Origin of the sequence: Congregibacter sp. (assembly GCF_965660375.1) — a bacterium.
Taxonomy (GTDB): Bacteria; Pseudomonadota; Gammaproteobacteria; order Pseudomonadales; family Halieaceae; genus Congregibacter.
In genome coordinates this window covers 14,333-27,744 of the sequence record NZ_CBFHZO010000120.1, presented here as the reverse complement: position 1 = coordinate 27,744, position 13,412 = coordinate 14,333, and the positions used below count along the sequence as shown (strand labels likewise).

At 56.0% G+C, this 13,412-nt stretch carries 16 protein-coding genes and 3 tRNA genes; 6 read left to right on the top strand and 13 right to left on the bottom strand.

Annotation, left to right across the window (positions count from 1 at the left end):
* Positions 1 to 511: transglycosylase SLT domain-containing protein (locus ACTG3T_RS12535; protein WP_439102617.1), on the top strand; the 511-nt coding region annotated here is incomplete at its 5' end.
* Between the two features lie 28 nt (positions 512 to 539).
* On the opposite strand, the gene ACTG3T_RS12530 is transcribed toward ACTG3T_RS12535, so the two are convergent.
* Entirely contained in the window at positions 540 to 1,199 is a 660-nt protein-coding gene (locus ACTG3T_RS12530) for a 4'-phosphopantetheinyl transferase family protein (protein ID WP_439102616.1), read from the bottom strand.
* Positions 1,200 to 1,333: 134 nt separating this feature from the next.
* On the opposite strand from ACTG3T_RS12530, the gene ACTG3T_RS12525 reads away from it, so the two are divergent.
* Positions 1,334 to 2,134, top strand: a complete 801-nt coding sequence (locus tag ACTG3T_RS12525) for an enoyl-CoA hydratase/isomerase family protein (RefSeq protein ID WP_439102615.1) — start codon at positions 1,334 to 1,336, stop codon at positions 2,132 to 2,134.
* 73 nt (positions 2,135 to 2,207) lie between these two features.
* On the opposite strand, the gene ACTG3T_RS12520 is transcribed toward ACTG3T_RS12525, so the two are convergent.
* Together ACTG3T_RS12520 and ACTG3T_RS12515 are read right to left on the bottom strand one after the other, a co-directional pair.
* The gene (locus ACTG3T_RS12520) at positions 2,208 to 2,975 is read right to left on the bottom strand and encodes an enoyl-CoA hydratase (protein WP_439102614.1); all 768 of its coding nucleotides are present in this window, start codon (positions 2,973 to 2,975) and stop codon (positions 2,208 to 2,210) included.
* A 295-nt stretch (positions 2,976 to 3,270) separates the two neighbouring features.
* A tRNA-Ser gene (locus ACTG3T_RS12515) sits at positions 3,271 to 3,358 on the bottom strand.
* 107 nt (positions 3,359 to 3,465) lie between these two features.
* On the opposite strand from ACTG3T_RS12515, the gene ACTG3T_RS12510 reads away from it, so the two are divergent.
* Positions 3,466 to 5,034, top strand: coding sequence for a M20/M25/M40 family metallo-hydrolase (locus tag ACTG3T_RS12510; RefSeq protein WP_439102613.1), 1,569 nt, complete (start codon positions 3,466 to 3,468; stop codon positions 5,032 to 5,034).
* 10 nt (positions 5,035 to 5,044) lie between these two features.
* Here the strand turns inward: ACTG3T_RS12510 and ACTG3T_RS12505 are convergent, their stop codons facing one another.
* From ACTG3T_RS12505 to ACTG3T_RS12490, 4 genes are all read right to left on the bottom strand, one after another.
* A complete protein-coding gene (locus ACTG3T_RS12505; RefSeq protein ID WP_439102612.1) occupies positions 5,045 to 5,824 on the bottom strand; it encodes an SDR family NAD(P)-dependent oxidoreductase in 780 nt (259 codons plus the stop codon).
* Positions 5,825 to 5,887: 63 nt separating this feature from the next.
* The gene (gene queF, locus ACTG3T_RS12500; RefSeq protein ID WP_439102611.1) at positions 5,888 to 6,709 is read right to left on the bottom strand and encodes an NADPH-dependent 7-cyano-7-deazaguanine reductase QueF; all 822 of its coding nucleotides are present in this window, start codon (positions 6,707 to 6,709) and stop codon (positions 5,888 to 5,890) included.
* A gap of 7 nt (positions 6,710 to 6,716) precedes the next feature.
* Positions 6,717 to 7,490: an ABC transporter permease gene (locus ACTG3T_RS12495; protein ID WP_439102610.1), complete on the bottom strand. Its 774-nt coding sequence runs from the start codon at positions 7,488 to 7,490 to the stop codon at positions 6,717 to 6,719.
* Positions 7,487 to 8,425 carry an ABC transporter ATP-binding protein gene (locus ACTG3T_RS12490; RefSeq protein ID WP_439102609.1) on the bottom strand — a complete coding sequence of 313 codons (939 nt, stop codon included), beginning with the start codon at positions 8,423 to 8,425 and terminating at the stop codon, positions 7,487 to 7,489. The genes ACTG3T_RS12495 and ACTG3T_RS12490 overlap by 4 nt, the downstream gene beginning before the upstream one ends.
* A 197-nt stretch (positions 8,426 to 8,622) precedes the next feature.
* Between ACTG3T_RS12490 and ACTG3T_RS12485 the strand changes: the two genes are divergently transcribed.
* From ACTG3T_RS12485 to ACTG3T_RS12475, 3 genes are all read left to right on the top strand, one after another.
* Positions 8,623 to 9,003, top strand: coding sequence for a PA2817 family protein (locus ACTG3T_RS12485; RefSeq protein ID WP_439102608.1), 381 nt, complete (start codon positions 8,623 to 8,625; stop codon positions 9,001 to 9,003).
* Between the two features lie 159 nt (positions 9,004 to 9,162).
* Positions 9,163 to 9,238 (top strand) — tRNA-Glu (locus ACTG3T_RS12480).
* Between the two features lie 102 nt (positions 9,239 to 9,340).
* Positions 9,341 to 9,415, top strand: a tRNA-Gly gene (locus ACTG3T_RS12475).
* A gap of 5 nt (positions 9,416 to 9,420) precedes the next feature.
* On the opposite strand, the gene ACTG3T_RS12470 is transcribed toward ACTG3T_RS12475, so the two are convergent.
* The 6 genes from ACTG3T_RS12470 to ACTG3T_RS12445 form a co-directional block, all read right to left on the bottom strand.
* Entirely contained in the window at positions 9,421 to 10,176 is a 756-nt protein-coding gene (locus ACTG3T_RS12470) for a hypothetical protein (RefSeq protein WP_439102607.1), read from the bottom strand.
* Between the two features lie 160 nt (positions 10,177 to 10,336).
* Positions 10,337 to 11,479 (bottom strand): 4-phosphoerythronate dehydrogenase, encoded by a 1,143-nt coding sequence (locus ACTG3T_RS12465; RefSeq protein ID WP_439102606.1) that lies wholly within the window; start codon positions 11,477 to 11,479, stop codon positions 10,337 to 10,339.
* Entirely contained in the window at positions 11,476 to 12,042 is a 567-nt protein-coding gene (locus tag ACTG3T_RS12460) for an elongation factor P hydroxylase (RefSeq protein ID WP_439102605.1), read from the bottom strand. Before ACTG3T_RS12460 ends, ACTG3T_RS12465 begins: the two co-directional genes overlap by 4 nt.
* Positions 12,008 to 12,247, bottom strand: a complete 240-nt coding sequence (gene tusA, locus ACTG3T_RS12455) for a sulfurtransferase TusA (protein ID WP_439102604.1) — start codon at positions 12,245 to 12,247, stop codon at positions 12,008 to 12,010. The genes ACTG3T_RS12460 and tusA overlap by 35 nt, the downstream gene beginning before the upstream one ends.
* A 63-nt stretch (positions 12,248 to 12,310) precedes the next feature.
* Positions 12,311 to 12,565 carry a YheU family protein gene (locus ACTG3T_RS12450; RefSeq protein WP_439102603.1) on the bottom strand — a complete coding sequence of 85 codons (255 nt, stop codon included), beginning with the start codon at positions 12,563 to 12,565 and terminating at the stop codon, positions 12,311 to 12,313.
* 1 nt (position 12,566) lies between these two features.
* On the bottom strand, positions 12,567 to 13,382 hold the full coding sequence (locus ACTG3T_RS12445) for a class I SAM-dependent methyltransferase (RefSeq protein ID WP_439102602.1): 816 nt from the start codon (positions 13,380 to 13,382) through the stop codon (positions 12,567 to 12,569).
* Positions 13,383 to 13,412: the final 30 nt, after the last annotated feature.

Below are 13,412 nucleotides of genomic sequence, written 5' to 3'. Positions count from 1 at the left end.
GCTTGAATATGCCGACTATGTGCTTGCTGCCTCCCGCCGCTACCGCATGCCCCCGTCACTGATCTATGCGGTGATTGAGGTCGAGAGCGCTTTCAATCCCTATGCGGTGAGTCCTGCAAAAGCCTACGGACTGATGCAGGTAGTGCCTTCCACAGCGGGCCGCGACGTTTACGAGCGGGTAAAAAAGGAGAAAGGCGAGCCCACTAAACAACAGCTGTTTAATGCAGATTTCAATATCGATATCGGCAGCGCTTACCTACACCTTCTCGACGACAGCTATCTCAGTGCCATCAACGATCCCGCCAGCAGGAAATACACGACCATCTCGGCTTACAACGGCGGTGCGGGTGGCGCCCTTCGCGCCTTCGACAGTAACCGTAGTAATGCGATCCGGGCAATCAACGGCATGACACCCTCGCAGGTGTATCGACAGTTGACCCAAAAGCACCCCTTTGCGGAAACGCGACGATATCTGGAAAAAGTCAGCGCTGCGCAGCGGCGCTACATGTGATGAAGACCAGGAAAAGCTGTGCGTCAGGCTAGCCGCAGGTATTCTTCACAACAGTAGTCGCGTATAGGTAATCATCATCAAGGCTGAGGCGTCCGCTGTAGCGGCAGCGGATACCCGCTTTACGCTGATGAATCTTCGCAGTGAAGCTCCCTTCATCAAGATTCAGCCGCACCTCCGCCTCCTGAAAACCCAGGTACACGCCGTACAGCGGATTAAACACTTTGTAGAGGGTCTCCTTGATGCAAAAAATGGCTTTCTCCAAATCGGTTTGAAGATAATCATCTGACCGTTCTGAGATCCATTTTAGTTCTCGCTCGGTACAGATTCTCGCTGCCACCCCCCTTCTCATTGGGGTTCGAGGCTCTACATCAATGGCAACAGCAGCGTAATCCCTTGCCCGGGCGACCGCCGCAGCGCAGAAGCCATGGGTGTGAGTAATGCTCCCTACATAGCCGGTTGGCCAAGAGGGCCGTCGACCATCTGTGTCCGGGGGCAAGCTGATTTCGCCCTTTAGACCCAGTTGAGCGAGCGCGGCTTTTGCTGCGTTACGACCGCTGCGAAATTCTCTCTGGCGTTTTTCAACGGCAGTCGCAATAAAGGCTTCCTCAATATCACCCAGTCGCTGACTCTCCATAGGACCGGTCGCAATGACCAGCGCGACTTCCGGGGGAAGATGGTCAGCCAGCATTAGTGATGAGCAGCCATGCGCAGTGATTCCTTTTTCCTTTTCTTTGCCAATGCCGTCTGGTGAGGATTGGAGAAGCCTAAAATGGTATAACAGAATGATCCTTTTGCTATCTCGATCTACTACCTGGAAGTCCGATGAAACAACAATTTGAAACGCTGCTCCTTGAAGAAAAAGGCGCTGTCGATTGGCTAACCCTGAATCGCCCTGACAATCTCAACGCTCTAAATCCCACCATGGTGGGCGAGCTCAGAGACTATTTTAGAGCGCTCGCCACCCGCCCGGACCGCCGTATCGTGGTACTCAGAGGCGCAGGCCGCGCCTTTTGCGCGGGACTGGATCTCAAAGCCGAGGAATCTCACGACCTGAGTACAGTGCAGCAAGGTCTGGCCTTTCAGCGCTCCATCGCTGAAATATACATTGCCATGCGCCGTTGTCCCCAGCCCATTATCTCATTGATTAACGGCGCAGCCTGCGGTGGTGGACTCTCTCTGGTGCTGGCCTCCGACATTCGCATCGCCTCGACGACCGTAAAAATGAACTGCGCATACATCCGCATAGGTCTGGGCGGCTGCGATATGGGGTCTTCCTACTTTTTACCGCGACTCGTGGGCTCGGCGTTGGCGTCGGAGCTTATTCTTACCGGCAAGTTCATCAACGCCGAGCGATCCCTGAACCTGGGACTGGTATCCCAGGTGGTGGAGCCGGCAGGCCTCGACGCTGCAGCCGAAGAGGATATTCAGTTAATGCTGGGTAACTCCCCGTTAGGTCTTCGTCTCTCCAAAGAGGCGCTCAACGTCAATATTGATATTGGTTCGCTGGAATCTGCCATCGCTCTGGAGGACCGCAATCAGATACTCTGCAGCCAGAGCAAAGACGCCGAAGAAGGCATGGCGGCTTTTGCCGAACGTCGAGCACCGAACTACCAGGACATCTGAAGCGGCGTTTTTAGAGGCCGAATACGCTGGCATCTCATACATAGCCCAATACTGTCGTGGCATATTCAACCACTCACGTATTTTGCTGTCTGCCAGACTCCATCACTGAACCGCGCCGTTCATCTAACGCGGCGTTGCTGACGCTCTTCGCATGGTCTCTGTTTAATTCAGCCTCGTGCGCCAGCCCTTCGTTGAGGCTGTGATCAAGGGAGTAGTCAATGAGATGCTGCACCGCGTTCAATGTCGCCTTGTCGGCAAGCTGAATTTCGCGTGCCAGTTCATGGCAGTGCCCTAGCAATTCATCGGCTGCCAGCACGCGGTTTACCAACCCCCATCGCTCTGCCGTCGCGGCGTCCAGATATTTGCCCGTAAAGCTCAACTCCCGAGCGCGGGAAGCGCCGATGGCACGGGACAGGCGCTGGCTCAATCCCCAGCCAGGCACTACGCCCATGCGAACGTGGGTATCAGCGAAGCGGGCTTGCTCACTGGCGATGAGAATGTCACACATAAGCGCAATCTCGAATCCGCCGGTGACGGCAAAGCCGTTAATAGCGCCTATGAGAGGCTTTCCCACATCCCTGATCGCGTCATCGAGACCAGGAGCACTGCCTTGTTCCGACTGCAGGCCCGTACGACCCAGTTCTTTAAGATCCAGTCCCGCAGAGAAGGCACGCCCCGCTCCCGTGAGAATAATGACATCGGTCGCCGGATCCGTGGCCAGACGGGTAAATTCCTGAGCCAGTGCGGATCTCAGCTCCAAAGACAGAGCATTCAGCTGCTCTGGCCTGTTTAGAGTGACTGTCGTTATTCCGTCCTGTGTTTCGCTGAGTAAAACACTCATGTTTCTGCCCCCCTGAGATATCTCTCGGAGTGTATCCCACAAGCGCCAGACAACTTTCCAGTAGAGCAAAAAAATGGGCCCTGAGAGCCGCTTACATCTGCTGTAGGTTTGGCGGAAAGGGAGGGATTGATTCGAGCGGCGTTGCCTCCGCCGCTCTCACCCCTGCGGGGCGCTCCGCCGTATGGCTACGCGTCCAAACTTTGCCATAGGCAAAGTTTGTCGAACCAAGGGTGCTCTTCTATCCGCTTTATCTGACACATACAAAAAAGGCCCCATCAGGGGCCTCTTTCATATGTGGCGGAGAAGGAGGGATTCGAACCCTCGAACGGTTGCCCGTTACACACTTTCCAGGCGTGCGCCTTCGACCACTCGGCCACCTCTCCGTAAGGGCGCGAATAATACATAAACCGACACGCCTTCGCCAGACACCATTGTCGGTAATTACAAAGGCGTAGTATCGTTCTTTCTCACCCGAATATTGAGAATCCTTATGATTAAACGCCTGCGAGAAACCGGCCTCCTCTTAAGCAAGGCGTCTCTGTCCATCACGCTTTTTTCCACGCTACTTTCGACTCCAATATCCGCAGCCGCAGTGCCGGGCACGACAGAAACGCTTAAGGAGGCGGTAAACACGCACATAGATGAGCACGGCGTCGAAATCCTGACAGATTTTCAAGAACTCCTTCGCATGCCTAACGTGTCGACGTCGCTGCCGGATATGCAGAAGAACGCCCAATGGATAAGCCAGTATATTGGCGACCGAGGATTTAGCTCGAAGATCGTACGCGCCGGCGGCGCCCCCTATATTCTTGCCGAACGCAGCACTCCGGAAGCCACCAGCACGGTTCTTATCTACGCGCACTTTGATGGCCAACCGGTAGAGCCCGCTGATTGGAAGACACCGCCCTTTGAGCCGACCCTGAAAAACGGCGAAGACACCCTCGATTGGGCGAAGGCACTGCAGCAAAATATTGACCCCGAGTGGCGGGTATACGCGCGTTCCGCAGGCGATGACAAAGCGCCGGTCATCGCACTCATGCACGCCATCGATGCCATGGACGACGCCGACCTGGGTGCCAGCGTTAATGTAAAACTCATTCTCGACGGCGAGGAGGAGTTTGGTAGTCCCACGGTCGAGCAAATCCTTGAGGAGCACGCCGAGTATTTGAGTGCGGACGTACTTTTGTTCTGCGACGGCCCCATGCACCAGAGCGGTCTTCGTCAATTGGTCTTTGGTGTGCGAGGTGACATCGGCGTCAACCTGACGCTCTATGGCCCCTCCAGGCCTTTGCACTCAGGCCACTACGGCAATTGGGCGCCCCACCCTACGGATGCCCTGATGAGGCTTCTCGCCACCATGAAAGACATGGATGGCAATATTCAGGTTGCGGGTTATCTCGATGAGGTCACGCCGGTGAGCGAGGCGGAGCAGGTTGCTATTGCGGCTATACCGTCCGTTGATGCACAACTGCGTGATGAACTATCGCTGGGCCGCGTGGAAGGGGCTGGAGAGCGTATCGAGATGACTATTATGCGACCGGCCATCAATATGGTGGGTTTTCAGGCCGGCGGCGTTGACGACCAGGCGCGCAATATCATTCTGTCCAAGGCGCGGGCATCACTGGACCTCCGCCTGGTGCCTGCTCAAACCATAGATCATGTGAAGAAAACCATCGAAGCGCATTTTGAGGAGCAGGGATTTTACGTCACTCACGAGGAGCCCACTGACGAAGTCCTTCGTAATCATCCGGGGGTGATTAAAGTGGATTGGACTGGTGGCTATCCTGCCTATCGCAGTGATCTTGACGGTGAGGCGGCGAGAAAACTCACCGCCATACTCACGGAGTACGATGGCAGCCCCCCCCTCCTTTCGCCAACGCTGGGCGGCAGCCTGCCCATCCATCTTTTTGATCAGGCGCTGGACATGCCAATTGTGCTGCTACCCATCGCGAACCACGACAACAACCAACACGGTCGTGACGAGAACATGCGTATTGGCAATCTCTTCTCAGCGATTGGCGTCTATGCAGCAGTGCTGCAGGAATTTGGTCGCGAATAATCGGCCTCGCTTAGCTGCTTTTCTCCATGCTCTTACGGGACATCCACAGCACGCCTTTGCGGGGCAGAAACGGCAGCAAGCCTTCAAGGAATACGCGGATTTTACGGTCATTGATGGCCAGTAATTCGCCCCGTTCCATAGCACGGTAGCCACACTCGGCCACGGAGCGGGCGTCTGCCGCGAGATCGAACCCCTTTACGCCATCAAGATCTCCAGCCGCCTGAAACTCCGTGGCGACAGGACCGGGACACAGCACGGTGACCGTGACGCCGGTGCCTTGAAGCTCGTTGGCAATCGCCTGAGAAAAGGAATTCACGTAAGCCTTACTGGCGTAATAGACGGCCTGAAGCGGACCGGGCAGAAAACCCGCGCTGGAGCCCACGTTCAGAATCCGGCCCTGGCCACGCTCGACCATGCCCTGGGCAAAGTAGTAGCTCAGCTCTGTTAGCGCCACCATATTGAGCTGCATCATGCGCTGATCGCGCTCAAGGCCGCTCTCGTGGAACTTCCCGTGGCCGCCAAAGCCCGCGTTGTTTATCAACACATCGATGGCAACCCCGAGAGCATCCACCTGAGCCATCAGCTTCTTCGCAGCGCCGGATTTTTCAAGATCAGCGACAATCACATGCACCTGGACGCCATGATCGGCACGCAGCTCGTTAGCGAGGGACTCGAGACGCGCCTTTCGACGGGCAACGAGCACCAAGTCGCCCCCATTTTCGGCGTGAACCCTAGCCAACTCCTCGCCAATGCCGGCGGAAGCGCCGGTAATCAATGCCGTATTTGTCATTAAACTTGGTCCTTTTTAAAGCCGGGAAATTGAGAGCGCGCAAATCGCCTGCGGGGGTTAAAACTATTGTCGGTTCAGGCGATAGCGAGGCGCTGGCTTATCGTCGGAGCACCGCCAGGGGCTGATATCCAGTCCGCCACGTCGCGTGTACAGAGCGTGCACCGATAGAAAATCAGGCTGCAATCGATCTTGAAGATCGGTGTATATACGCTCTACACACTGCTCGTGAAACTCCTGATGGTTCCGATAGGCCAGCAGATAGCGCAGCAACCCCTCTTTCTCAGGCGTCACCCCACGGCTTTCTACAATCACCGTTGCCCAGTCCGGTTGGGCAGTCACCGGGCAAAGGGAGCGCATCAGGTGTGTATACAGCACGCCATCACCGGCAGCGCCGCTTAACAATGCAGGACTAGCGGATTCAGGCACGCTGACATGGAGTTCATCAAGGCAACGGCCCGCAAGCTGGTCGCCATGAAATGCAGGATCCTCTGTATCTCCAAGACTCAGAGAGACGGTGGCACCGGCAACTTTCGAGAGGTCTCGGGTAATGGTATCGCGCGCAGCGTCTATACTGGTAAAGCGATGATTATTCAGTGAATTGAGGTATAGCTTGAAGGACTTCGACTCAATGATGTTCGTCGATGTCGCGGGAATCACAAAGGTTCCGAGAAACATCTGAGGCATACCCCCGGCATCGAGCCAGCTAAGCTCATAGGCATGCCAGACATCCTCGCCATAGCCGCGAAAACAGCCATCAGGGAGCGTTTGCCGCGCGTTAGACCGCGGCACCGGAAACAGAAGTCCAGGATCGTACTGAGCACTGCCACCCACCTGCTGCCCAAGCAGCGGACCCTTGTCGTGCGATGTGGGCGGAGCACCGCTCATGGGACTGTTACTGCCGCAGACGTGTACCGCTGTTAAGCAGGTACATACTGTAAGTGAACGCCGCGACGGTAAAGCCACCGAGCATGGCGAAGGCAAAGCCTACACTCACATCAGCCACGCCCAGTACACCGTAGCGGAAGGCATTGACGACATACACCAGCGGGTTGAGTTTGGAGACGCCCGCCCAGAAATCCGGCAGCAGATCCAAAGAATAAAACACGCCCCCCAGATAGATCAGCGGTGTCAGCACGAAGGTGGGAATGATGGAAATGTCGTCAAAGCTGTTGGCAAACACCGCATTGATAAAACCCGCGAGAGCAAACAGCAGCGAGGTCAATGCCACACCGGCAATAACCACAGCAAAGCTGTGTATGGGCAAACTGGTGAAGAACATCGCTACCGTGGTGACAATGGCGGCGACCAAAAGCCCGCGGATAACGCCACCGCTGACGAAGCCCAGCAGAATCACGTAGTTGGGCGTGGGCGAAACCAGCAGCTCCTCCACACTGTGATTGAACTTGGCACCAAAGAAAGAGGAGACAACATTCGAGTAGGAGTTGGTCACGATAGCCATCATGATCAGACCCGGCACGACAAACTCCATGTAGCTGAAACCGCCCATTTCACCGATGCGTGAGCCAATCAGCGATCCGAAGATCACAAAATACAGGCTCATGGTGATGGCAGAGGGCAACAGAGTCTGGGGCCAGATGCGGATAAAGCGCCGGATTTCCTTTCGGAGGATAGTCTTGAAAGCGATGATCTTTTCCTGAGTATTCACGCGGCGTCCTCCAGGAGATTGACAAACATCTCTTCCAGACGATTGGCGCGGTTTCTCAGGCTGGTGACGTTCACTCCCGCCTCATTGAGCGCGGTAAACACATCGTTCAGATGCTGGCCCTTCTCGACTTCAATCTCCAGGGTAAAATCATCCACGTGCCGAAACTCGAATTTTTCGATTTTCAGGGTTTCCGGAAGCTTGTCAGCGCTGTCAACGATGAACACTTCGCGCTGAAGACGCCGCAGAAGATCCTTGATGGAGGTATTCTCCACGATAGCGCCATGATTGATGATCGCAATGTTGCGACAGAGCGCTTCGGCTTCTTCAAGGTAATGGGTAGTGAGAATGATCGTCGTGCCGTTGGCGTTGAGCTTTTGCAGGAACTCCCACATACCCCGACGCATCTCAATATCCACACCGGCGGTGGGTTCATCAAGTATCAACAGCTTGGGTTCGTGCACCAGGGCGCGGGCAATCATCAGTCTGCGCTTCATGCCACCGGACAGCATACGACCCGATACATCCCGCTTATCCCAAAGCCCCAGCTCACGGAGGTATTTTTCAGCGCGTTCACAGGCTAACGTTCGCGGAAGGCCGTAAAAACCGGCCTGATTGGTCACAATATCGAACACCTTCTCGAACATGTTGAAGTTGAATTCCTGCGGGACGATGCCAATAAACTTCTTGGCCGTGGGGAAATCTTCATCGATGTCGACACCGTGGACCGCCACCCTGCCCTGGCTTTTGCTCACCAGGGAACAAACGATACCAATGGTCGTGGACTTACCCGCGCCGTTAGGGCCCAGAAGCGCAAAAAAATCCCCCTGCTGCACTTCCAGGCTAATGCCCTTCAGGGCCTGAAAACCATTGTCGTAGGATTTTTCTAGATCATCAATTTTTAAGGCCGGGGTGCTCCCGGCGTTGGACTCTGGCATCCTGCCCTCGTATACAGCTAGCGAATGTGAAACTGGTGTTGGAATTGAGCCGGCCTGAGCACCGCTATAACCACGAGTTGTTTGCAATCTTCTGCATTTGCTCGCAAATGTCTTCACCGACCACACAGCGCGGTTCTCCCATAGCAACCGCTTGTCGGGGAGCATTGTAAACGTAACCGGAGCAGCGAGAAACGTTAATGAATGACACGGACTTCCACCAAGAGCAGATAGCGCACTTTGCTGCGTTTAACCAGCGGCTCCAGGACTACGCTGCTGCGCCGGAGGGTGCGACGCTTATAGAGCTTGCGCAACAGTTTGACGTGCTTGTCGCCAACCCGGAAAAAATCATGGATGAGGCGCCGGCACTGGTTTATCGGCTGCTGACCATTGCACCCCAGTTTGCCCAGGAGTTTCCCCGGGACTTGCTGTGGTACCTCGGTCAGGAGTGCCTGCACTTCATGCCTGACGAGGAAATTGAGATGTTTACCCGTCTGGACGAGCAGCGCCGCGATGCGCTCAGCGAGGGGAATACGTTTAATTGGTCCGAGGCTCGGGCCGCGGCAAAGGGCCTGCAATAATGGGTTTGCCCTGCTTTTGGGCGGAAAAAAACGCCGAAAAACACAAATTCACCGACCACCTACCCTGAACGTCCATAAATGCTGAAGTAGATACGCCTTTTCCCTTGACGATTATGGGCTCTCTCCATACAATGCGCGCCTCCTGACGAGGAGCATCACGTCCCCTTCGTCTAGTGGCCTAGGACACCGCCCTTTCACGGCGGTAACAGGGGTTCGAACCCCCTAGGGGACGCCATTTCCAGCCTACTGCTCTAGCAGAGCAGACAGAGCAGATAAGGTGCTGTCAGGAATCAGGGACTTGTTCCCACTCTGGTCGCCAACATGCGAGACCAACTTTGCGGGTGTAGCTCAGGGGTAGAGCATCTCGTTGCCAACGAGAATGTCGACAGTTCAAATCTGTTCACCCGCTCCAAACTTCTAAAGACCAGTCAACCGGCTGGTCTTTTTTTTTGCTTTATGTAGCCTGTTTGAAGCTTCCAGCTTGTTCCCCGCAGTAACCACTGGCATGACAGCGGACGCAACGGAGCCGACATCGGCGCCGGGCTTCGCCGGTAGGGACTCAAAATAAACCACCGCAGAAAGGCCGAGCCACGCTGTGAACATAAGCAAATAAGGCCAGGGTCTCGGATAAAGTTTTGTCGCCAGCAAGGTCGTTGCGGCGGTGCCAGCCAGCGCGATCAAAACAGGCAGTGCCTCAAGGGTGCCAGTACCGGTGAGCGCCGTCTGGATGGCAATACTCGACCACTGTGCGGGCAGAAGGGCCAGAAATAAATCCGGCAGCGCACCCGGCCACAGGGACGCTATGAGCAAAACCGACGCCTCACCCGTGACGACAAACAAAGCCATCAACCATCCTTTTCGGGATAGGGTTTTGGAAAACAGAGCGCCGCGCGCGGCGAAACTACCACTGGCGATGACCATAGCCAAACCCGTTGAGGTGGGGTGCGCTAAGGTCGACATGCCCAAGGCAAAAGCCAAAACCACCAAACCCGCGCCATTCACCAATGCCAAAAGAACGCCGATCCAAAAGTAGCCAATAATAGACGCAGCAATGATGCCCACTCCCATCAGGCCCAGGGTAAATACTGGACCGCTCTTTAACAGAAGCGAAGACGGCGCTGCCGACAGCACCAGCATCAACAGAACCGGCACGGCAACGCCGACCAGCGTCATGGTGGTCCAGGATGAAGCTGGCCAGCGCCGAAGTCTGCCAAGCGATAGAAGTCTGCTAAGCGGTAAAAGCCTCATGGTAAAAATCCTGACTGACGCGCCAATTAAATGAGCAAACAGGGTCGAGCAATAAACTTTTTAAGAGCTTTGGGCTAAGCGCCCCTCAGCGTGAAAGAACACCCAACGCCCGAACGATCCTTTGAAGCTCTGGACCCACCTCGACTCCCGCGAGGGAAAGTCGCGACCCCCGAAGCTCCCCGCGCTTTCGGTACCCCCGACGCAAGGCGTCAAAGTGCCCCGCTCGCGCTGCCGCCGGTAACCCGGCCAAATTTCTGAACAGCTCGTCGTCGTCGCGAGTCCTGTACCGCTGGCCTAAAAGGCCCCGCACTAAATTGACACCACTGCCTTGCACCGGGTCCAGCTCAGAGCCCCTCCCCGGATCATCCTGAACAGGTGCCTCGACCAGGCCCACATCTATCAATTTGTCGTACAACATCTTCGTTGCCTTCCACTTGGCATTCCAGCTGTACCCCGCAATATGAGCGGTCGCCAGTTTCAGTGATGGCATGGCAAGTAATGACCAACGACAATAAGGCTCGTCTTCCCAAACGTCGAGCACACAGTTCACGGGGTTATCGCCTGTAAGGTGCTCCTGCAGTGCACTGTTGTCGATGGCCGCACCGCGAGCCGCATTGATCAACCATTGGCTCCCGTCGAGCCTTGCCAGGGACTGAGCACCAATCAAGTGAAAGCTGGGCCAGGGATTTTGTTTATGCAGCGAACAATGCAAACTTATCACGCGACATTCAAGAATCTCCTCCAGAGACGCCCAATTACCCGCGGGGTCGTCGGCGGCAAGCCAGGGATCATGCACCCTCACCTGCCAACCTAAATCGCGAGCCACCTGTGCCAGCATGCGGCCCACGAATCCATAACCGACGATTCCAAGTACATCGCCCTCCTCCAGGCAGTTCCAGGGCTCCTGAAGCTCTACGAGAGCTGCGATCACATACTCGACCACCGAATTGGCGTTGGCACCCGGGGCCGCTGAAAAGGCAATACCCTGAGCCTCAAGCGCCCCGTGATCGATATGTTCCAGGCCAGCGGTCGCCGTACCGACAAATTGCAGTCGGCTATTTTTAACAAGCGCCTCGGTGACCTGCGTCACCGATCGCACCCACAGTACGTCAATGTCTTTAAGGTCGGCAGGCGAAATACTGCGCCCCGGGATGGTCCGAATGTGGAGCTCATCCTGAGGTAGCTGGTCCAAACCCACCATATTCTCGTCAGCAAGGACTCTGATCACTCCAGATCCGCCTCAGCAAATTGCAGGGCCTGGGCGTCGGTCGAGGTGCCGCTGCACGCTCTCAGCGCATCAAAAAACCGCTGGGCCCGCGGGGGCAAACCATCGTTGGACAAAGCTCGTGCCTCCCTGAGCACGGCCGCCGCAAAAGCCGTGCCCGCTTCGGGATCGCTTGGTGCATCGAGATTATCGAGGCTCAGTCGGAAGGTAACGCCCGCTGCGCGCGCAAAGCACCACTCCAGCGCCTGGGGTCGGGCTTCAGCCTGTAGGAACTTTGCCTGAGCATCGGCGCTCCGCCCGTCCGGGTTGTACCAGTAACCATAATCAAGCTGCTGCCTGCGTGCGCTACCGGCAATACACCAATGGGCGACCTCGTGGAGGGCGCTGGAAGCGTAATCCTCACGAAAGAAAATGTGCGCGGGAGTATCACCACTGGCGGGTTCATACAACGGTTCCGCCGCTCCACCACGAAGGCAGGTGAAGTAGTCTTCAGAAAATTGCGCGTTGAAGATCGAGATGATCTCCTCGGCTTCAAGGCCCTTTGATAAGGGTATAGAGGAATTCATCGCCCTGCTCTTCGCTGTGTTCAAGCTCGTGCCCCAAAAACCGGCAAAACTGGGGGATATCACGCTGTGTTGTCGGATCGGTGGCCAACACCAACAGTCGCTCTCCCGCAGCCAGCTCCGCTACCGCCTTGTGCAGAAGCATCACCGGCTCCGGACAATTAAGTCCCCGGGCATCGAGAGTGGCGACAGCCTCCTCAGTGTTCATTTCCTGCAAACTCCTTTACGTCCGGACAGGACAAAGTACGACCCGGGAACACCACAGCAATGATCAGGATTCTGCCGCACCGTCGAGGAGGCGCCGGGCATCATCGGCGGCCAGTAGGTCCCACTGTTCGGAATCCACATCAAAAAGCAGCTGGATCTTTTCGGCGCGAAGCTGTGCCAGGAGACGTTTGACGCGCTCCTCCATGGTTGTTTCTCTGGCGCCGTAATCCGTGCCGTCCCGGCTGGCAAATTCCTCGAGGAGCGCATGGAGCTGCTTCTCAGGGACTCGTTCAGCAGGGACTTTTACAAATGCCGCCAAATCAACTGGCCGGTTTTACAAACTTCAGCGTCATGCGGTCGCTTTCACCGATCGCGATATGGGCTTCACGATTCTCATCAGCGGTGTTCAATGATGGAGGAAGCTCCCAAACACCATCGTCGTAGTCACCTGTATCCTTGGGATTCGCATTCACTTCCGAGCGATCATCCAACTCAAAACCGACGCTTCGCGCTGCGGCAATGATGTAGTCCTCGCTCACATAGCCTGTGGCTTTCATTCGCTCGGGATCACGACCGTCTTTGGCGCGATGCTGCACCACACCAAATACCCCACCGGGCTTTAGCGCATCGTAGGCAACAAGCAGCGTATTCGCCAGCGTATCTGCACGCATCCAGCTATGCACATTGCGAAAGGCGAGCACCATATCCGCCGTGCCCGCCGGGGCAATAACCACAGAGTCAGCGGGGCCGAGAGTCGTAACGGTCACGTTGCCATAGGTGTCGTTGTCTTTGCCGAGCTTCTGCAGATAGCCCCCCAGGGACCGGCGGGAGTACGCTCCGCCGTTGGGACTGTTGTGAGCCGCGTAGTAGCTGCCCTTCTCGTGGAGCAGCGGAGCGAGCACTTCGGTGTACCAACCCCCACCGGGCGACAGCTCAACTACCGTCATATCTTCTTCGAGCCCGAAAAACTCCAGGGTTTCTCGCGGATGCCGAAACTCATCGCGAGCCTTGTTTTTGTCACTACGATGCTCACCATTGAGAACGCTGCCCCAGTCCAGGGCCGCCGTAGCAGGTGCCGCTACCAGAATGGCCGGTGCGAGCACCAGACCAGAGATAAGTGCCATGACCTTTTGCACAGAGAAACTCCTTCGATGAATGAAATCACG